Origin of the sequence: Rhodococcus maanshanensis NBRC 100610 (genome assembly GCF_001894865.1) — a bacterium.
In the GTDB taxonomy this organism is placed as follows: domain Bacteria; phylum Actinomycetota; class Actinomycetes; order Mycobacteriales; family Mycobacteriaceae; genus Rhodococcus_G; species Rhodococcus_G maanshanensis.
The window spans coordinates 81,946-101,075 of the sequence record NZ_BCXA01000030.1 but is presented as its reverse complement, the minus strand read 5'-3'; the positions used below and the strand labels follow the sequence as shown (position 1 = coordinate 101,075).

Annotated in this window: 18 protein-coding genes; 14 read left to right on the top strand and 4 right to left on the bottom strand. The window is 69.1% G+C overall.

What is annotated here, in order from left to right:
• Together dnaJ and RM1_RS15730 are read left to right on the top strand one after the other, a co-directional pair.
• Nucleotides 1–1,200 carry a molecular chaperone DnaJ gene (gene dnaJ, locus RM1_RS15735; protein ID WP_027501624.1) on the top strand — a complete coding sequence of 400 codons (1,200 nt, stop codon included), beginning with the start codon at nt 1–3 and terminating at the stop codon, nt 1,198–1,200.
• Nucleotides 1,200–1,601, top strand: a complete 402-nt coding sequence (locus tag RM1_RS15730) for a heat shock protein transcriptional repressor HspR (protein ID WP_072752604.1) — start codon at nt 1,200–1,202, stop codon at nt 1,599–1,601. The genes dnaJ and RM1_RS15730 overlap by 1 nt, the downstream gene beginning before the upstream one ends.
• Before the next feature lie 116 nt (nt 1,602–1,717).
• Here RM1_RS15730 and RM1_RS15725 read toward each other — a convergent pair whose 3' ends face one another.
• Complete coding sequence (locus RM1_RS15725; protein ID WP_343286932.1) at nt 1,718–2,314, bottom strand: GtrA family protein; 597 nt, start codon at nt 2,312–2,314, stop codon at nt 1,718–1,720.
• A gap of 168 nt (nt 2,315–2,482) precedes the next feature.
• Between RM1_RS15725 and RM1_RS15720 the strand changes: the two genes are divergently transcribed.
• Both RM1_RS15720 and RM1_RS15715 read left to right on the top strand, forming a co-directional pair.
• A complete protein-coding gene (locus RM1_RS15720; RefSeq protein WP_072752600.1) occupies nt 2,483–3,121 on the top strand; it encodes a response regulator transcription factor in 639 nt (212 codons plus the stop codon).
• A gap of 1 nt (nt 3,122) precedes the next feature.
• Nucleotides 3,123–4,304 carry a sensor histidine kinase gene (locus tag RM1_RS15715; protein ID WP_072752598.1) on the top strand — a complete coding sequence of 394 codons (1,182 nt, stop codon included), beginning with the start codon at nt 3,123–3,125 and terminating at the stop codon, nt 4,302–4,304.
• Nucleotides 4,305–4,308: 4 nt separating this feature from the next.
• Here RM1_RS15715 and RM1_RS15710 read toward each other — a convergent pair whose 3' ends face one another.
• Entirely contained in the window at nt 4,309–5,433 is a 1,125-nt protein-coding gene (locus tag RM1_RS15710) for a nitric oxide synthase oxygenase (protein ID WP_072752646.1), read from the bottom strand.
• Between the two features lie 264 nt (nt 5,434–5,697).
• Between RM1_RS15710 and RM1_RS15705 the strand changes: the two genes are divergently transcribed.
• From RM1_RS15705 to RM1_RS15680, 6 genes are all read left to right on the top strand, one after another.
• A complete protein-coding gene (locus RM1_RS15705) occupies nt 5,698–6,861 on the top strand; it encodes a globin domain-containing protein (protein WP_072752596.1) in 1,164 nt (387 codons plus the stop codon).
• Between the two features lie 178 nt (nt 6,862–7,039).
• The gene (locus tag RM1_RS15700; RefSeq protein ID WP_072752594.1) at nt 7,040–8,626 is read left to right on the top strand and encodes a flavin-containing monooxygenase; all 1,587 of its coding nucleotides are present in this window, start codon (nt 7,040–7,042) and stop codon (nt 8,624–8,626) included.
• Nucleotides 8,627–8,853: 227 nt separating this feature from the next.
• Complete coding sequence (locus RM1_RS15695) at nt 8,854–10,071, top strand: ABC transporter substrate-binding protein (protein ID WP_072752592.1); 1,218 nt, start codon at nt 8,854–8,856, stop codon at nt 10,069–10,071.
• A gap of 67 nt (nt 10,072–10,138) precedes the next feature.
• The gene (locus RM1_RS15690; protein ID WP_072752590.1) at nt 10,139–10,996 is read left to right on the top strand and encodes a branched-chain amino acid ABC transporter permease; all 858 of its coding nucleotides are present in this window, start codon (nt 10,139–10,141) and stop codon (nt 10,994–10,996) included.
• A gap of 1 nt (nt 10,997) precedes the next feature.
• Nucleotides 10,998–12,857, top strand: a complete 1,860-nt coding sequence (locus RM1_RS15685) for a branched-chain amino acid ABC transporter ATP-binding protein/permease (RefSeq protein WP_072752588.1) — start codon at nt 10,998–11,000, stop codon at nt 12,855–12,857.
• Nucleotides 12,854–13,594 carry an ABC transporter ATP-binding protein gene (locus tag RM1_RS15680; protein WP_072752586.1) on the top strand — a complete coding sequence of 247 codons (741 nt, stop codon included), beginning with the start codon at nt 12,854–12,856 and terminating at the stop codon, nt 13,592–13,594. The genes RM1_RS15685 and RM1_RS15680 overlap by 4 nt, the downstream gene beginning before the upstream one ends.
• Nucleotides 13,595–13,644: 50 nt before the next feature.
• On the opposite strand, the gene RM1_RS15675 is transcribed toward RM1_RS15680, so the two are convergent.
• Nucleotides 13,645–13,929, bottom strand: a complete 285-nt coding sequence (locus RM1_RS15675) for a putative quinol monooxygenase (RefSeq protein WP_072752584.1) — start codon at nt 13,927–13,929, stop codon at nt 13,645–13,647.
• Nucleotides 13,930–14,084: 155 nt separating this feature from the next.
• Here RM1_RS15675 and RM1_RS15670 point away from each other — a divergent pair, with 155 nt between their 5' ends.
• A complete protein-coding gene (locus RM1_RS15670; RefSeq protein WP_072752582.1) occupies nt 14,085–14,885 on the top strand; it encodes a mycofactocin-coupled SDR family oxidoreductase in 801 nt (266 codons plus the stop codon).
• 2 nt (nt 14,886–14,887) lie between these two features.
• Nucleotides 14,888–15,742, top strand: a complete 855-nt coding sequence (locus tag RM1_RS15665) for a mycofactocin-coupled SDR family oxidoreductase (protein WP_072752580.1) — start codon at nt 14,888–14,890, stop codon at nt 15,740–15,742.
• Between the two features lie 60 nt (nt 15,743–15,802).
• Here RM1_RS15665 and RM1_RS15660 read toward each other — a convergent pair whose 3' ends face one another.
• Nucleotides 15,803–16,558 (bottom strand): FAD-binding oxidoreductase, encoded by a 756-nt coding sequence (locus tag RM1_RS15660; protein WP_072752578.1) that lies wholly within the window; start codon nt 16,556–16,558, stop codon nt 15,803–15,805.
• Nucleotides 16,559–16,701: 143 nt separating this feature from the next.
• Between RM1_RS15660 and RM1_RS15655 the strand changes: the two genes are divergently transcribed.
• Together RM1_RS15655 and RM1_RS15650 are read left to right on the top strand one after the other, a co-directional pair.
• On the top strand, nt 16,702–18,279 hold the full coding sequence (locus tag RM1_RS15655) for an AMP-binding protein (protein WP_027501639.1): 1,578 nt from the start codon (nt 16,702–16,704) through the stop codon (nt 18,277–18,279).
• Nucleotides 18,280–18,305: 26 nt separating this feature from the next.
• A complete protein-coding gene (locus RM1_RS15650) occupies nt 18,306–19,001 on the top strand; it encodes an alpha/beta fold hydrolase (protein WP_072752576.1) in 696 nt (231 codons plus the stop codon).
• Nucleotides 19,002–19,130: the final 129 nt, after the last annotated feature.

Below are 19,130 nucleotides of genomic sequence, written 5' to 3'. Positions count from 1 at the left end.
GTGAGTGAGCGGGAGTGGATCGAGAAGGACTTCTACAAGGAGCTGGGCGTCTCCTCTGATGCTTCGGCGGACGAGATCAAGAAGTCCTACCGGAAGCTGGCACGGGACCTGCATCCCGACGCCAACCCCGGTGACACGGCGGCCGAGGAGCGGTTCAAGGCCGTGAGCGAGGCGTACGCCGTGCTCTCCGATACGGCCAAGCGCAAGGAGTACGACGAGGCCCGCAGGCTGTTCGCCAGCGGCGGCTTCGGCCGCGGCGGTTACCGCCCCGGCGCCGAGTACACCACGGCGGGCGGCGGTTTCGGCGGCAGCGAGTTCAACATCGGCGACCTGTTCGGCGGTGGCACCAGCTACACCGCGGGCGACGGCGGCATCGGCGACATCTTCGGCGGCCTGTTCGGCGGTCGCGGTGGCGCGGGCACTCGGACCGGAGCAGGCACCCGCCCGCAGCGGGGCAGCGACGTCGAGGCCGAGACCACCCTGCCCTTCCGCGAGGCCGCGACGGGCGTGACGGTGCCGTTGCGCCTGACCAGCCCGGCCTCATGCACCACCTGCCACGGCAGTGGGGCGAAGCCCGGCACCAGCCCGCGGGTCTGCCCGCGCTGCAACGGTTCCGGAATCGTCAGCAGGAACCAGGGCGCGTTCGGGTTCAGTGAGCCGTGCGACGACTGCCGCGGCACCGGCTCGATCATCGACGACCCGTGCACCGACTGCCACGGCACCGGTGTGCAGAACCGCACCCGCAGCCTCACCGTCCGGATTCCGCAGGGCGTGAGCGACGGGCAGCGGATCAGGCTGGCAGGACAGGGCGAGGCGGGCCTGCGCGGCGCGCCGTCGGGCGACCTGTACGTCACCGTGCACGTCAAGCCGGACAAGGTGTTCGGCCGCAACGGCGACGACCTCACCGTCACCGTGCCGGTCAGTTACGGCGAACTGGTGCTCGGCACCACGGTCTCCGTCCCCACCCTCGAAGGCCGGGTCGGCGTCAAGATCCCTGCGGGGACCGTCGACGGCCGGATCCTCCGGGTGCGCGGACGCGGGGTGCCCAAGCGCAGCGGCGGTGCGGGCGATCTGCTCGTGACCGTCAAGGTCGCGGTGCCGCAGGATCTCGACGAGACCGCCACCGAGGCGCTGCAGACCTATCTGTCGGCCGAGAAGGCCAGCGGATTCGATCCGCGTGCGGGCTGGGCGGGTGCGTGATGACCGCGCCCCGGGGGCCTGAGGTGCCCGCGGACCCGGACGCCCAGGTCTTCGTGATCTCGGTGGCCGCGGAACTGGCGGGCATGCACGCCCAGACGCTGCGAAACTACGACCGGCTCGGCCTGGTGACCCCGCACCGCACCACCGGTGGGGGACGCCGCTACTCGCCGAGGGACGTGGCCCTGCTGCGCGAGGTGCAGCGGCTGTCCCAGGACGAGGGTGTCAACCTGGCGGGCATCAAGCGGATCATCGAGCTGACCAACCAGGTGGAGGCGCTGCAACGGCGGGTCACCGAGATGGCGACCGAGATCGCCCAGGTGCACGCCAGCTACCGGCGCGACCTGGTGCCGATTCCGCGCAACAACGCGCTGGTCGTCTGGAAGCCCCGGCACGAGCGCTGAACAGCGACTCTGCGAGAGTTGTTACGTATCTTCAGATGGTGTCGATCAGCACCACGAACGACCTGTCCGCCGTCAACGTAGCAGTGCCTCGGTTTGACGGAGATTCACGTGCAGAATCAGTGATGCTCCCATTCTTTCGATTCCAGCGGGGAATCCGTTTGGGCATCGGATGTCACGAACACGAAACGCTTCATGGCCCACCAGCGGAATGCTGTGGCTATCAATGTCCCCAAGATTGCCCCGCTGATGAAATCGGCGATGTTCTCCGCGAGGAAGGAGACATCTGGAGTTCTGTAATCGAGTGCGTAGCGTGAAATCCACAAAGGTATCTGATTGAGGACTATCCCCACCCCCGCGACTCCGAAGAACAAGGCCGCTTCGTGATGCTTGGGTCGGCCTCCCCGTTCGGCAAAAGACCATTCGCTGTTCAGAATGTACGACAGGATCGTTGATACCAGGACTGCGACGATATTCGCCGTGACTGGATTGGCCGGAAGGACCGTCCATTTGAGTCCGAAGAAGATCGCCACCGTGGTAACGAAGGTGATCGCCCCCACGATCAGAAATTTTAGTAGCTCTGAGTGCTTCAAAAGGCGTCCAAGCCATCGATCCGGCACGCAACGCACGACATGTTCGTTGATTCTCAATTCGATACCCCCTGGTTGTGGCCGGAACGCCCCCGCGGCCGTGTAAGCAGACTCCAATCTGCGCACATCTGCACTGTAGGACGGCCACCCGGCATCAGGTTCTCGTTCGCCCGACTAATTAGCAGTGGCTTGTAGTCAATTCATCTCCAGATCCGGTGAATGCTCAAATCGCCTGGTCGCGGAGGAGGACCCGTGAGACAGTTGGCCATGACCGTTCTCGGGTCGTGGTGAGCGATGGTCGAGAAGGTGCGCGTCGTGGTGGCCGACGATCATCCGCTCTTTCGGGACGGCGTCGTCCGGGCGCTCGTCGGGAGCGGCGATGTCGAGGTGGTGGGGGAAGCCGAGGACGGGGCCGCGGCGCTGGCGCTGATCAGGGAACACCGACCGCACGTCGCGCTGCTCGATTACCGGATGCCTCGGCTCGACGGGAGCCAGGTCGCGGCCGCCGTGCGCCGCGACGAGCTGGGCACCCGGGTGCTGCTGCTCTCCGCGCACGACGAGTCCGCGATCGTGTACCACGCCGTGCAGGAGGGCGCTGCCGGGTTCCTGCCCAAGGAGTCGACGCGGGCGGAGATCGTGGCCGCGGTCCTCGACTGCGCGAAGGGGCGCGACGTGCTCCCCGCCGGCCTGGCCGCGGGCCTGCTCGGCGAGGTCAGGCGGCACGCCGAGCCCACCGGCCCGGCGCTCAGCGCCCGCGAGCGGGAGGTGCTGGCGGCGATCGCCCGCGGGCTGACGATCCCGGCCATCGCGGGCGAGCTGTTCCTGGCGCCGTCCACCGTCAAGACCCACGTGCAGCGGCTGTACGAGAAGCTGGGGGTGAGCGACCGCGCGGCGGCGGTGGCCGAGGCCATGCGCCGGGGATTGCTGGAGTGACGTGGCGGGCCGCGACCGGGACCGCGTCGTCGAGCGGTACGCGACGGAGGCCGTGCGGGTCACCGCCTTCCTGCGGCTCCCGCTGATCGCGCTGATCGCGCTGCTCGGCCCCGTCGTCCGCATCGAGCACTGGATGCCGACCGTGTTCCGGCTGGTCCTGCTCGGATACGCCGTCGCGGCCGCGGTGTGGCTCGTGGTGGTGCTGCGCAGGCAGGTGCGGCCGTGGGCGGGCTGGGCGTCCACCGGCGTCGACATCGCGGCGCTGCTCGCGCTCTGCCTGGCGTCCGGCGGCGCGACCTCCTCGCTGCTGCCGGTGTTCTTCCTGCTGCCGGTGGCGGTGGCGTTCCAGTACCGGCCCGCGCTGACGGCGTGCCTCGGCACCTGCACGGCCGTCGGCTACCTGCTGGTGTGGATCTTCTACGCGGTCCGCGACGACCTCGTCGACCTGCCGGGAGTCGTGTTCCTGTACTTCGGTTTCCTGCTGTGGCTCACCGCCGCGACCACCGCGCTGTCCTTCGTCCTCGTGCGCCGGTCGGGGACGGTGATCGCGTTGCTGGACGTGCGGCGCCAGCTGGTCGCCGAGTCGATGGGGGCGGAGGAGCGCGAGCGCAGGCGACTGGCCGAGCACCTGCACGACGGCCCGCTGCAGAACGTCCTCGCGGCCCGGATGGATCTCGAGGAGGCGATCGAGCGCGACCGGGACCCCGCCCTTGTGGCCGCGGAGGCCGCGCTGCGCGAGACCGCGACGCAGCTCCGCTCGACGGTCACCACGCTGCACCCGCAGGTGCTCGAGCAGTTGGGCCTGACGGCGGCGCTGCGCGAGCTGGCCGAGGGGTATGGGCGCCGCGGCTACGAGATGCGGGTGCGGTTGGCGGAGGTGGGCAGGCCGGAATGCCAGTCGCTGCTCTATCGGGTGGCCAGGGAGGCGCTCGGCAACATCGACAGGCATGCGCACGCCACCCGGGTCGAGCTGCAGTTGGCCCGGACCGCAACGGCCATCACCCTCGAGGTGGCCGACGACGGTGTCGGGTTCGACCCGGGCGATCTGCCCGCGCGCGTCGCCGAGGGGCACATCGGGCTGGCCTCGCAGTTCCTCCGGATCGAGAATCTGGGCGGGACCCTCGAGCTGACGTCGGCGCCGGGGGAGGGCACCCGCGTGCTGGCGACGATCCCGTCGCCGTGACGGATCAGATCGGGCAGCCGGAAGCCTGTGTCCGGCTGACGAAGTTCGGCCGGACATCGAGATCGGGGGCGTCGTAGAGCCGGTGGAAGGTCGGCGTCAACGCCGCCGACATCGGCGGGTTGATCCACGACCAGTCCGTCGGGCAGGTGCGCCCGGCCTTCTCCTCGCGGCCGACGAAGTCGAGGAACTGCTTGGCCACCGTGTGGTGGTCGACCATGATCACCCCCGCCTCCCGGTAGCTGTGGATGACGGCCCGGTTCAGCTCGACCAGTGCCCGGTCCTTCCACAGCGTGCGATCCGAGCTCATGTCGAGCCGCAGCTTCTTGGCGATGGTGGGCAGCATGTCGTACCTGTCCTCGTCGCTGAAGTTGCGGGCACCGACCTCGGTGCTCACGTACCAGCCGTTGAAGGGCGCGCAGGGGTAGGTGAGCCCGCCGATCTCCAGGTCCATGTTCGACACCGCGGGCACCGCGTGCCACTTGAGGCCCAGCTTGGCGAACCACTTGTAGTTCGGGTGCTCGAGCGGGACCTCGAGAACCAGGTCCTCGGGCACCTCGAACCACTGCAGCGGCTCGTTGGGGACCGAGATCAGCAGCGGCAGGACGTCGAACCGGGTGCCCTCGCCCTTCCAGCCCATCTTCGTCACCTGCTCGGTGAGCGCGACGTGCCACGGGTCGCCGGTGATGCTGCCGTCCTCGTTGCGGTACCCCGCGTAGCGGATGAGCTGGGGGCTGAGGATGCGGAACTCCCTGCCGTCCGGCAGCGGTCGCGGGCCGATGGTGATCACCGACTGCAGCGCGCCGCCGTTGGTGGCGACCCGCAGGTGTTCCCAGCACGCCTCCGCCAGTGCCGCCGCGGTCACCGCGTTGCGGGCGTCGATCAGCTTGAGGGTGCGCCAGTGATTGCGTCCGACGCAGCGCGCGTGGTTCCGCCAGGCGAGCTTCGCCCCGACCAGGAGTTCCTCGGTGGTGTGCGCGTAGCGCCCGGTCAGCGCGAACTCGTCCAGCGCCGCCGTGTGCCGTTCCGCTGGCAGGTGCGCCAGCTCCGGCTGCGCGAAGAACTCGGTGCATTCTCGCAACCGTCGATCCAGGTCCTCGGTTGTCGACGTCCTGGCGCTCGCGGCCGAGATGTCGCGGAGCCCTTCCTCTCCCGAGGCGATGACCACGATGACGGAACTCCATTCTGTCGCCCCCGCGGCGACCTCACAGCGATCAAGATCGTAGTGTGAGACGGCTCCGCGGTCGACTTGAACGGTCGTTCTACTGGTACGTGTTTCGGTCGCGACGATTCCTCGCTAGACTCGCCCACACCCAACGGCAACCCGCCGTGAGGGGCCACGCGACCTGCAGAGGACACCGCAGGCCGCGTTTGTATGCGGAACGGGGACTCTGCAGTGGATTCAACGGCTATTTCGCTTGTCCGGACGACCTTCAAGGCCGTGGCGGCAATCGAGGACGGACCAGCTCGACTGACCCAGTCGTTCTACTCCGTCTTGTTCGCGAACAACCCGGACGTCCGCGAGTTCTTCCCCGCCGCGATGGAGGCCCAGCGAGAGCGGCTCGTCCACGCGATCGCGTACGTGATCGACCAGCTCGACGACCCGGAGCCGGTGCTCCTGTTCCTCGCCCAGCTCGGCCGCGACCACCGCAAGTACGGCGTCGTCGACGCGCACTACACCGCGGTCGGCAACGCGCTCATCTTCGCGCTCAAGAACTTCGCAGGCAACGAGATGTGGACCGACGAGGTCGACAACGCCTGGCGCGAGGCCATCGCCCTGATCGCCTCGGTGATGATGGAGGCCGCGAACGCCGAGGACGGGCCTGCCACCTGGACCGGCACCGTCGTCGAGCACAAGCAGGTGCTCCAGGATGTCGCTGTGGTCCGGCTGCAGCTGGACCGGCCGATGGAGTACGGCGCCGGCCAGTACGTCAGTGTCACCGTCCCGGGCCGCCCTCGGATGTGGCGCTACCTCTCGCCCGCCATCCCGGCGAACCCCGAGGGGCAGATCGAGTTCCACGTCCGCCGCGTGTCCGGTGGTTGGGTGAGCCCGGCGATGGTCGGCCAGACCAACCTCGGCGACACCTGGCTGATGGGTTCCCCGCTCGGCGCGCTCGGCGTCGACCGCACCAGGAACCGCGACATGCTGATGATCGGGTCCGGCACCGGCATCGCCCCGCTGCGCGCGCAGCTGATGGAGATGGCGATGCGCGCCAACAACCCGAACGTGCACGTGTTCGTCGGCGGCAACTACCCGTGCGACCTGTACGACATCGAGACCCTGTGGCAGCTGTCGCTGACCAACCCGTGGCTCACCGTCGTCCCGGTCTCCGAGGAGGACACCAACCCGTGGTGGCACCTCGACCCGATCCCGACGCCGCCCGCGGGCATGTACAAGCGGATCACCGGCAAGGTCAGCGCCGTCGCAGCCGAGTTCGGTGACTGGTCGAACCACGACGTGCAGATCGTCGGGTCCGCCTCGACCATCCAGACCGCCAAGTTCCGGCTGCAGGCCAAGGGCGTTCCGGTCGAGAACATGCGGCACGACCCGCTGTACTGATCCGCGCGCAGGCAACGCACCGCCCAGTCAGCGGGAGGGGCGGTATGCCTCGGTGACGCCGCCGAAATAGCGTCGCTGGAGAGAGAGTCTCCAGCGAAAGGCAGTCACCGTGAGCGCCCAGTCAGCTTCGTCCGCAGGGACCCCTTCCCCTCAGGCCGACACAGCCGCCGATGTCGATGTGGTCGTCGTCGGCGCCGGCTTCGCGGGTCTCTACGCGCTCCACAAGCTCCGCGGCGACGGGCTGTCGGTGCGGGTGTTCGAGGCGGGCGACGGGGTCGGCGGCGTCTGGTACTGGAACCGCTACCCGGGCGCGCGCTGCGACGTCGAGAGCGTCGACTACTCCTACTCCTTCGACCCCGAGCTCCAGCAGGAGTGGAACTGGAGCGAGAAGTACGCCACCCAGCCCGAGATCCTGGAGTACGTCAACCACGTCGCGGACCGGTACGACCTCCGTCGCGACATCACGTTCGGCACCCGGGTCACCGACATCGCGCTCGACGAGCAGACGCTGCGGTGGGAGATCCGCACCGACGCGGGCGACGCCGTGTCCGCGCGCTTCGTCATCCTCGCGGTCGGTCCGCTGTCGAACGCGAACATCCCCGCGATCGAGGGCCTCGATTCCTTCGACGGCGGCGTCTATCACACCGCACACTGGCCGCACGAGGGCGTCGACTTCACCGGCAAGCGGGTCGGCGTGATCGGCACCGGCTCCTCCGGCATCCAGACCATCCCCGAGGTCGCCAAGCAGGCCGAGCAGCTCTACGTGTTCCAGCGCAGCGCCAACTACAGCGTGCCCGCAGGCAACGTGCCGCTCAGCGACGAGGACCGCGCCGCGCAGAAGGCGAACTACCCCGAGCGTCGCCGGCTCTCGTTCCTCAGCGGCGGCGGCTCGCCGCACCAGGCGCATCCGAAGTCGGCGCTGGAGGCGTCGGAGGAGGAGCGGCGCGAGGCCTACGAGAAGCGCTGGCAGCTCGGCGGCGTGCTGTACAGCAAGACCTTCCCGGATCAGGTGACCAACGCCGAGTCCAACGACACTGCCCGCTCCTTCTGGGAGGAGAAGGTCCGCGCGGTGATCGACGATCCGGAGATCGCGGAGCTGCTCATCCCGAAGGATCACGCGATCGGCACCAAGCGGATCTGCACGGACGCCAACTACTACCAGACCTACAACCGTGACAACGTCACGCTGGTGAACCTCAAGGCGACGCCGATCGAGAGCATCGACGCGGCGGGCGTGCGCACCGCCGACGAGCACTACGAGATCGATGCGCTGATCCTCGCGACCGGGTTCGACGCGATGACCGGGTCGATGGAGAAGCTGAACATCGTCGGCCGCGACGGCCAGACCCTCAAGCAGGCGTGGGCCGAGGGCCCGAAGACCTACCTCGGCCTCGGCGTGGCCGGCTTCCCGAACCTGTTCAACATGACCGGCCCCGGCAGCGTGTCCGTGCTGGCGAACATGGTGCTGCATTCCGAGCTGCACGTGAACTGGGTGGCGGATGCCATCGCCCACCTCGACGAGCGGGGCGCGGTGGCGATCGAGGCCACCCCCGAGGCGGCCGCCGCCTGGGTGCAGGAGTGCTCCGATCGGGCCGCGCAGACGCTGCTGCCGACCGCGAACTCGTGGTACATGGGCGCGAACATCCCAGGGAAGCCGCGCGTGTTCATGCCGTTCATCGGCGGATTCGGCGCCTATGGCGAGATCATTGCCGAGGTCGCGGCCGCCGGCTACAAGGGGTTCGAGGTCATCGAGGCGAGTGCCTGACGGCAAGTAGGGACGGTACGACCCGGCCATTCGGCCGACGGAAAGCGCTGGGTGTCGTGGGGATGACATCCAGCGCTATGCCGTGTCCGCAGCACGACATATCAAAACCGTTGCATATCAATATCTTTCAGGTCCCGGCTAGCGGGAAAGTGATTGACGTCACCCGGTTGGATCCATAGCGTTGCTTGCCAAGCAAATGCTTGCTTATTCAACTTGAGGAGATCTGCATGAAGAATCGGCACTCCGCTCTCGTGGCAGCGCTGGCCGTGTCCGCGGTCGCGCTCGCGGGTTGTTCCGGATCGAGCTCCGGCTCCGAGAGCGGATCGGACGGCCCCTACCGGGTGCTCGTCACCGGCGCGGTCAGCGGCCAGGGCGCCCTCGCGGCGAACTCCCAGACCTCGATTCTCGCGGCGAAGGCCGGGGTCGAGGCAGTCAACGGCAACGGCGGAATCGGTGGTCGGCAGGTCGAACTCACCGTCGTCGACGACGGCGGCGACGCCACCAAGGCCGTCTCGAACCTGCGCGAGGCGATCGCCTCCGGCAACAAGCCGGACCTCTACCTCAACTCGGGCCCGTCCACGCTCTCGGCCGCGACCCTGCCGATCCTCAAGCAGAACAAGATCCTCTCGTTCAACGTCGGACCCACCGAGAACTCCTCCGACCCCGAGGAATTCCCGCTCAACTTCGACCTGTCGCCGTCGCCCTCCGACTACGCGGCCTCGATCGCGCGGCACGCGAAGAGCAAGGGGTACCAGCAGGTCGGCGTCATCCACGGCAGCAGCGCCTACGGCGAGGCCTTCGGCAAGGCGATGGAATCCTCCCTCGCCGCGGAGGGCGTGAGCGCGGCAGGCTCCGAGGAATACGACATCGCGGCCCTCGACATGACCGCCCAGCTCCAGTCGCTCAAGAACAAGGGCGCGCAGGCGCTGGTCGTCGACGCCTACGGGGCGCCGCTGGGCTACCTGCTGACGAGCCTGCAGCGCCTGGACTGGAACATCCCGCTGATCGGCAACACCTCGGTCTCGGGCACCGCGCTGGTCGCCAAGCCCGCGCCGGAGGGGATCCTCGGCACTCCCGCCACCGCGAACCTCGTCATGCAGGTGTTCCCGAGCACCGTCTACGACGCGAACGACGCGGCGGTCAACGCCATGGTCACCACCATGGCCGGGATGGGGCAGATCCCGTCGACGCTGATCCTCGCCGACAACTACGACCCGTTCGGCCTCGTCGCTGCGGCCGCGGCCAAGGTCGGATCCACCACGGACGCAACGGCGCTCGCCGAGGCGCTGGAGAACCAGGAGGTCCTCGACAACGCCAAGACGGCCTTCCTGCCGCGGTACCACTACTCGGCGGAATCGCACGCGCCCAACCTGGAGGACGACGGCTACCGGTTCGTGCCGCCGAGCAAGCTGCTCAACGGCCAGTACGGCAACCCGGCCGCCTGACCCGTCCATCCCTGAACGATGACGGTGGTGCGGCCGCCCGCGGCCGCACCACCGAGAGGAGCTCGCGGTGACCATTGTCTGGTCGGGTCTCGCACTCGGCGCTGTCTACACGCTCGTGGCGATCGGCTACAACATCGTCTTCATCTCGTCCAACACCTTCAACTTCGCGCAGGCGCAGCTGATGATGGTCGGCACCTTCGTCGCGTACACCGGCCTGGTGACGCTGAAGCTGCCGGTTCTCGTCGTCGCCGTGATGGCGACCGTGACGGTGATGATCCTCGCCGGACTCGAGGAGATCATCGCCGTCCGGCCGGTACACGACCACCAGAACCAACTGGTCACGACATTGGGAGCCGCGACCCTCATAGGCGGTGCGACACAGCTCATCTGGGGCAGCGAACCGTTGACGGTGCCGTTCTTCGGCTCCAACGACGCGATCACCTTGCTCGGCGGGCGCACCTACCCGGTCGAGATCGCGCTGCTGGTGCTCGCGATCGTGCTCGTGGTGCTGCTCAGCCAGGTCAGCAAGAAGACCGTCACCGGTCTCGCGCTGCTCGGCATCTCCGAGGACCGGGAGGCCGCCATGCTGCGCGGGGTGAACGTCCGCGCGCTCGCGCTCGGGGCCTTCGCCGCATCGGGTGCGCTCGCCGGTTTCCTGGGACTCTTCGTGGGACCCAAGACATTCGCGGTGGCCACGCTCGGTTCCGCGCTGGCGATCAAGGGCTTCGTGGCGCTGGCCATCGGCGGCTTCGGCTCCCTGCCGGGCGCACTGGTCGGTGGTCTCACGGTCGGTCTGGTCGAGTCCTTCGCGGCGCTCGAACTGGGCAGCCAGTACAGCAACATCGCGGTGTTCGTGGTGCTGATCGCGATCCTCATGGTTCGGCCGGCCGGGCTGTTCGGCCGGGTACGGGAACGGGTGGTGTGACATGCAGATCTGGCGTTCCCTTCGGGCGGTACCGAGTTGGAGCTATCCGCTCGCCCTCGCCGTCCTCGTGCTGCTCCTGCCCGCGCTCGGGCTCGACTTCGCGATGACCAGGCAGGTGCAGCTCGCCTGCATCCTCGCCCTTGTGGTCAGCGGGTTGAGCCTGAGCCTCGGCTACGCAGGCGAACTCGCGCTCGGCCAGGCCGCGATGTACGCGGCAGGCGCCTACACGGCAGGCCTGATGTCCATCGCGGGCTACACCGACATCGTGCTGCAGCTCGTCGCGGCTGGCCTGGTCGCGCTGGCGGTCGGTATCGTGACCGGCATCCCCGGTCTGCGACTCGGCAGTTGGTCGCTGGCCATGACCTCGTTCTTCCTGGTCCTGCTCGTGCCCGACATCATCGCGGTGTTCGGCGAGACCACCGGCGGGCGCAATGGCCTGAGCGGGCTCGAGCCCGCCACCCTGTTCGGCCACGTCCTCGACCCCGAGAACAACGAGTACTACCTGGTGGTCGTGGTCGTCACGATCGCCTGGTTCGCGGTGATGCGCAACCTCGTGGTGTCCCGCCACGGCATCGCCTTCCGCACCCTCAAGCAAAGCCCGGTGCTGGCCTCGTCGGTCGGCGTCTCGGTGTTCCGGATGAAGCTGCTCGGCTACGCGATCGGCGCGTTCCCGGCCGGACTCGCAGGCGCCCTGTTCGCGAACATCGACATGTACATCTCGCCGGAGGCGTTCGGGTTCACCTTCGCCACAGCGGTTCTCGCGGCGTGCATCCTCGGTGGCGCGGCGAGCGTCTACGGCGCGGTGGTCGGCGCGGCGATCATGCAGCTCGGCCCCAATCAGTCCGCGGACTTCCAGGAGTACGCCCTGGTCTTCTACGGCGGGTTCCTCATCGTCGGTGGTGTGCTGCTCAGCGGCGGCCTGGCGAAACTCGGGAAGGCGGCGATGGCGCGGCTGGACCGGGCAGCGGGACTGACCGGTGCACACGCGGCCGCTCCCGCGGCCGAAGGAACGCGACCGGTCGTCGACCCGATCGTGGGCGAGCGCCTTGTCGTGGAGGGCATCGCCAAGGCGTTCGGCGGTAACCAGGCCCTCGACGGCGCCTCGCTGACCGCCGAGCCCGGTCAGGTGACCGCGCTGATCGGCCCGAACGGGTCGGGCAAGACCACCATGCTGAACATGATCTGTGGGTTCTACAAGCCGGACTCCGGCCGGATCCTGGTCGGCGACAACGAGGTACAGGGGCAGTCTCCCGATCGGGTGGCCAGGGTCGGGGTCGCCCGGACCTTCCAGACCCCGAACATCCCGGAGCACGTGACCGTGTTGGAGGCGGTGGCCTCGGGCCGGTACAGCACGGACCGGGTGTCGATGTTCGCCACCGTGCTGCGGCTGCCTCGGTACCGCAGGGTGCGCGCCGCCGACCTCGCCGAGGCGGAGCGCGCGCTCGAGATGGTCGGGATGTCGCACCTGCGTGACGAGACGGCCACCGCGCTGCCGCTCGGCATGCGCAGGTTGCTCGAGGTGGCGCGCTCCGTGGTCGCGGGGCCCCGGGTGCTGTTGCTCGACGAGGTGGCCTCCGGCCTGGACGAGGACGAGGTCGAGCGGCTCGCGGACCTGATCCGCGACCTGCGCGACGCCGGCGCCACGGTGGTGTTGGTGGAGCACAACTTCCGGCTCGTCCTCGAGCTCGCGAACCGCATCGTGGTGCTCGCCCAGGGGGCCGTCATCGCGGACGGGAGCCCGGCCGAGATCGAGCAGAACCCGAGGGTGCTCAGCGAGTACCTCGGTGTCAGTGTCGAGGCGGGTGGTGCGCGCACCATCGCCGACGAGGAGGCCGCGATGTCCACGGAGGTGAAGTCATGACCGCAGCCACCACGAAACCGCTACTGAGCGTGCGGAACCTGGAGTCCGGATACGGCGACCTGCGGGTGGTCTGGGATGTCTCGATCGATGTGTGGCCCGGCAAGGTGACGGCGCTGCTCGGTCGCAACGGGGCGGGTAAGACCAGCACCCTGCGCGCCATCTCCGGGCTGAACAAGGTCTCGGCGGGTTCCGTCGAGTTCGACGGCCAGGACATCTCCCGGCTGCCCGCACACCAGCGGGTCCGGCGGGGCATCGCCTACGTCCAGGAGGGCAAGCGGGTCTTCCACCGGCAGACCGTCGAGCAGAACCTGATCCTCGGCGGTTACGTCCGCAAGATGCGGCGGTCCGCGCTCAAGCAGGAGGTCGCGCGGATCTACGACCTGTTCCCGATCCTCGGCGAGAAGCGCGGGCTGCTCGCGGGCTCGATGTCCGGTGGCCAGCAACAGATGCTGGCCATCGGACAGGCGCTGATGGCCGAGCCGACGCTGCTGCTGCTCGACGAGCCGTCCGGCGGTCTGGCGCCGGTGATCGTCAACGAGGTGATGGAGCGGGTGAACGTGCTCAAGGAGGCCGGGCTGGCGGTGCTGCTCGTCGAGCAGGCGGTCGAGGCGGCGATGAGCGTGGCCGACCACGTCACCGTGCTCGACATCGGGCGGGTGGTGATGGACGCCGATGCCGGTGACATCGACGACCTCGCGGTCCTGCGGGACGCGTACTTCGGGCGGGTCGGCGGGTAGCGCCAACGCCGACCGCGGCCCCACGGGCGGGGACGCGGTCGGCGCGGGTGTCAGGCCAACGCGCTGGCGTGGTTGGACTCCCAGCGCTCGATCACCGGTCCGAACTCGGCGAGGAACGCGGTGACGTGCGGTGTGGAGCCGTGGTCGTCGAGCGCCTCACGCGACTGCCAGTGTTCGAAACACAGGAACAGCGACGGATCGTCGTGATCGCGGTAGAACTCGTATGTGACGCAACCGGGTTCGGCGAGCGTCGGCTCGACCAGCGCGAGCATGGCGAGCGCCGCCCGGTCGGCCGCGGCAGGGGCGACCTTCACGCGGATGAAAGCGGTGTGCACGGTGTGCCTTCCTAGTCGTCGGATTCGGTCGAATACTGCCCCGAAACCGACCGCGGCAGGCGGAGTTCGCCAGGACCTCCCGCTGCGCGGGAGAGCGTGTGTCAGCCCCGCGGCCTGCCCCTTAGCGTCGGCTGTAGACGTGGAAGGGGACACCGATGTCTCGTATGGCGGGCAAGGTCGCGCTCATCACCGGCGCCGGCAACGGAATGGGACGCATCCATGCGGTCCGTCTGGCCGAGGAGGGCGCGGACATCATCGCGATGGACCTCCCCGGCGCGGCGGCCGACCTGGCGGAGACCGCCCGGCTGGTGGCCGCGACGGGCAGGCGGACGGCGGTGGCCGGGGCGGACGTGCGTGACCTCGCCGCGGTGCAGGCGGGGGTGGACGCGGGCGTGGCCGAACTGGGCCGGCTCGACGTCGTGGTCGCGAACGCGGGCGTCTGCGACAACCCGGGCCCGGCCTGGACCATCGACGCCCCGGTGTGGCAGCGCTCCCTTGACATCAACCTGACCGGGGTCTGGCACACGATCAAGGCCGCGGCCCCGTCGATCGGCGCCGAGGGCGGGTCGGTGGTCATCGTCAGCTCGACGGCCGGCATCAAGGCCGTCGCGGGCGCCGCCCACTACTCGGCGAGTAAGCACGCCGTCATCGGGCTGATGCGGACACTCGCGAATGAGCTGGGGCCGAAGTCGATCCGCGTCAATGCCCTGCTGCCCGGCGCGGTCGGCACCGCGATGACGCTGAACCCCGCGACCTTCGCCCGGCTGCGGCCGGACCTGGCTGAGCCCACCGTGGAGGACGTGATGGAGGTGCTGGCCCGCAACCACCTGCTGCCGGTGCCGTGGGTGGAATCCGTCGACGTCAGCAACGCCCTGCTCTTCCTGGTATCCGACGAAGCCCGGTACATCACCGGAACCGAGCTGGTGGTCGACGCCGGCCTGACGCAGAAGGTGTGACGATGACGCGAGCGGGGACTACTCCGAGTGGACGGGTGGCCGGCAAGGTCGCGCTGGTGACCGGCGCGGCCCGCGGCATCGGCCGGGCGCAGGCACTGCGGTTCGCGCAGGAGGGCGCCGACGTGATCGCCGTCGACCTGTGCGGGCCGGTCGACACGGTGGTCACGCCGCCGTCGAGCGCGGCTGACCTCGCCGAGACCGCGGCGCTCGTCCGCGAAACAGGCGGGCGGATAGAGGCTTTCGAGGTCGACGTGCGCGACCGGGCGGCGCTGTCCGCTGCGGTGGACGCGGGGGCCTCGGCGTTCGGCGGTCTCGACATCGTCTGTGCCACCGCGGGCATCACCTCCTCGGCCCCGGCGCTCGACCTCGACGAGCAGACCTGGAACACCATGCTCGACGTGAACCTGACCGGGGTGTGGCAGACGTGCGCGGTGTCGGCCCCGCACCTGATCGAGCGGGGCGGCGGCTCGATGATCCTCACCAGCTCGATCGCCGGGCTGCGCGGCCTGGTCGGCGTCGCCCACTACACCGCCGCCAAGCACGGCGTGGTCGGGCTGATGCGTTCGATGGCAAAGGAATTGGCGCCGCACAAGGTCCGCGTCAACACCGTGCACCCCACCAACGTCGACACCCCGATGATCCAGAACGACGCGGTGCGGACGAAGTTCCGACCCGATCTGGACCGGCCGCCGACGCGCGAGGAGTTCGCCGAGTCGGCCGCGACGATGAACCTGCTCGAGATCCCGTGGGTCGAGCCGGTGGACGTCGCGAACGCCGCGCTGTTCCTGGCCTCCGACGAGGCGCGCTACATCACCTCGGTGTCGCTCCCGGTCGACGCAGGCAGCACGAGGCGCTGACGCGCCCGTGCGCGGTTGAGGGGTCCCTGGACTCGTCAACCGCGCACAGGCGCGGAGCGCCTATTCGAACTGGATCGCGCCCGCGGGGGTTCCGCTGTCGATGAGGGCGCGCAGGGTGAAGCGGACCATGGCGGGGGAGCCGCAGACCAATACCTGGTGGTCGGTGTAGGCGCCGTACGAGCTGACGACCTCGGCGAGCGTGCCCGCGATGATGTCGTCGGGGCCGTAGCCGATGTCCACCCGGGTGTGCTCGTGCCATTCGTCGGCCCACTCGGGGTCCTGCACGCTCTCCACGACAGGCACCACAGTCAGCCAGTCCAGCTGCTGGGCCAGGATCCACAGCATGTCGGAGCCGTAGAGGTCGCGCGGGTGACGGCCGCCGACGAACAGGTACACCCGGGGCGGCCGCGGGCGCCGCGCGAGCTCGAGGATGATCGAGCGGAACGGGGCGAGCCCGGTGCCGCCCGCGACCATCACCACGTCCCGACCCGAATCGTCCACCGACAGGCGTCCGCTCGGCTCGCTGATCTGCCACTGGTCGCCGGGGGCGGTGTCGCCGACGATCGCGCCGCTGATCCAGCCTGCGGGCACGGTCCTGACGTGGAACTCGAGCTTGCCGTCGAGCGAGGGCGGCAGGGCGGGGGAGTAGCGCCGCGAGACCCGGGGGTTCTGCGGCACGGTCACCGCGACCGACTGCCCCGCGGTGAACGGGACGAACTCGCCCTCCAACCGCACGACCGCGAGGTCGGTGCGCAGCCGATGGTGCTCCACCACCGTCGCGGTCCACACCTGCTCTTCGACACCCGTGTTCTGCATGCCCAGAGGGTATCGCGACGGGGTTGGCACCTGCACAAATGCGATTGCCACTAGAACATGTGTCAGTTTGCGTTCTAATGTGAGGCGTGCCACGCGCACGGCCGCGGCCGCCAGCCGTGCCCCCCAGCCAGAGCGGAGAAGAAATGACCACCGACGAGCTCGCCGACCTGCACCGCCCGCAATACACCGCGGACCTGCTGATCACTGCGCTGGAGCGCAACGCGGACCGCCCCGCCCTCTACCTCGGGGACGTGGTGCTCACCGGTGGGCAGATGCGCGACCAGATCAGCTGCTTCGTGCAGGCGCTGCAGTCCCTCGGCATCGGCACGGGCTCCACGGTCGCGATGCTCTCGAAGAACCGTCCCGAGGTGCTCATCAGCGTCGGGTCCACGATGATCCTCGGCTGCCGCAACACCGCGCTGGCGCCGATGGGCTCGCTCGACGATCACCGCTACATCCTCGAGGACTCCGAGATCGAGACGCTGATCTTCGACCCCACCGCGTTCGAGGGGCGCGCGGCGGAGCTCAAGGCCTCGGTGCCGTCGCTGAAGAACTTCTTCTCGCTCGGCCCGTCCGAGGTCGGGGTCGACCTGCTGGCCCTGGTGGGCGATTTCGTCCCCGAGCGGCTCGTCGCCGCGAAGGTGGCCGGTACCGACCCGAGCAGCATCGTCTACACCGGCGGCACCACCGGCAAGCCGAAGGGCGTGATCAACACGTTCCAGTCGGGCGTGACGCTGCCGCAGATCCAGATGGCCGAGTGGCAGTGGCCGGACGAGATGCGCTTCCTCGCCTGCACCCCGCTCTCGCACGCGGGCATGGCGTTCTTCGTGCCCACGCTGATGCGCGGCGGTGCGCTTGTGGTGCTGCCCGCCTTCGAGCCGGGCGCCGTCCTCGAGGCGATCGAGAAGCACAAGATCACCGTGACGATGCTCGTGCCGACGATGATCTACATGCTGCTCGACCACCCGGACCTGGCCAAGCGCGACCTCTCCAGCCTGCAGACGCTGTACTACGGCGCTGCGGCGATGTCGCCCGCGCGTCTGGTCGAGGGCATCGAGAAGCTGGGCCCGATCTTCTTCCAGTACTTCGGTCAGTCCGAGTGCGGCATGACCATCACGGTGATGCGCAAGGAGGAGCACGACCCCGCCAACCTCGAGCGGCTGGCCTCCTGTGGGCGTCCGGTGCCCTGGCTGGACGTGCGCCTGCTCGACGACGACCTGAACGAGGTGCCCCGCGGCGAGCTCGGCGAGATCTGCGTGCGCGGCCCGCTGGTCATGCAGGGCTACTGGAAGAAGCCGGCCGAGACGGCAGAGGCGCTGCGCGGCGGCTGGCTGCACACCGGCGATGTCGCCCGCGCGGACAAGGACGGCTTCCTGTACATCGTCGACCGTAAGAAGGACATGATCATCACCGGCGGCTTCAATGTCTTCCCCCGGGAGATCGAGGACGTCATCTCCGGTCACCCCGCGGTCGCGTCGGTCGCCGTTGTCGGTGTGCCGGACGAGAAGTGGGGCGAGGCCGTCAAGGCCTGCGTGGTCCTGCGCGCGGGCGCGACGGTGGAGGTCGCCGAGCTGGTCGAGCGGGTGAAGGCCGCGAAGGGTGCGGTGCACGCGCCGAAGACGGTCGACTTCGTCGACGCGCTCCCGCTGACCCCGCTCGGCAAGCTGGACAAGAAGGCGCTGCGGGCGAAGTACTGGGAGGGCGCGGCACGCGCGGTGTAGCGCGATCGCGGGCGTAGCGTCGGCCCATGGCCACCTACGTGCTGATCCCCGGAGCCGGGTCCGACTCGTCGTATTGGCAGTTCGTGGCGCCCCCGCTGCGCGCTGCCGGGCACGACGTGGTGACGCCGGACCTGCCGTGCGACGACGACTCGGCCGGGCTCACGGAGTACACCGATGCGGTGGTCGACGCGATCGGCCACCGCACCGGGTTGATCCTGGTGGCGCAGTCGATGGCCGGGTTCACCGCGCCGCTGGTCTGTGAGCGGGTGCCGGTGTCGTTGATGGTGCTGGTCGCGGCGATGGTCCCGGCTCCGGGCGAGGCGCCGGGCGACTGGTGGGCGAACACGGGACAGAAGGCCGCTCGCCGCGCGCAGGACGTGGCGGACGGACGCGACCCCGACGCCGAGTTCGACCCGATCACGATGTTCCTGCACGACGTGGCGCCGGAGCTGATCCCGGCGGTGATGGCGGGCGGGGCGCGGGAACAGTCCGAGACGCCGTTCCGCAAGCCGTGGCCGCTGCCCGCGTGGCCGGACGTGCCGACGCGGTTCCTGCTGTGTCGGCAGGACCGCCTGTTCCCCGCCGAGTTCCAGCGTCGGGTCGTGCGCGAACGGCTCGGGATCACGCCCGACGAGATGGACAGCGGCCACCTGCCCGCCCTGGCGCACCCCGCGGAGCTCGTGGACCGGCTCGAGAGGTATCGCGTCGGCCTCGGGCTGTGACCAGCGACACCGCATCAGCCCCGAGATTCTCAAACTTGAGCGGAACAGACTCAACCTTTGGCGCGTTGGAACATGTGACAACGCCGAGTGGCCCTGCATAGGCTCGACGGCGACGACCGACGTCTTCCG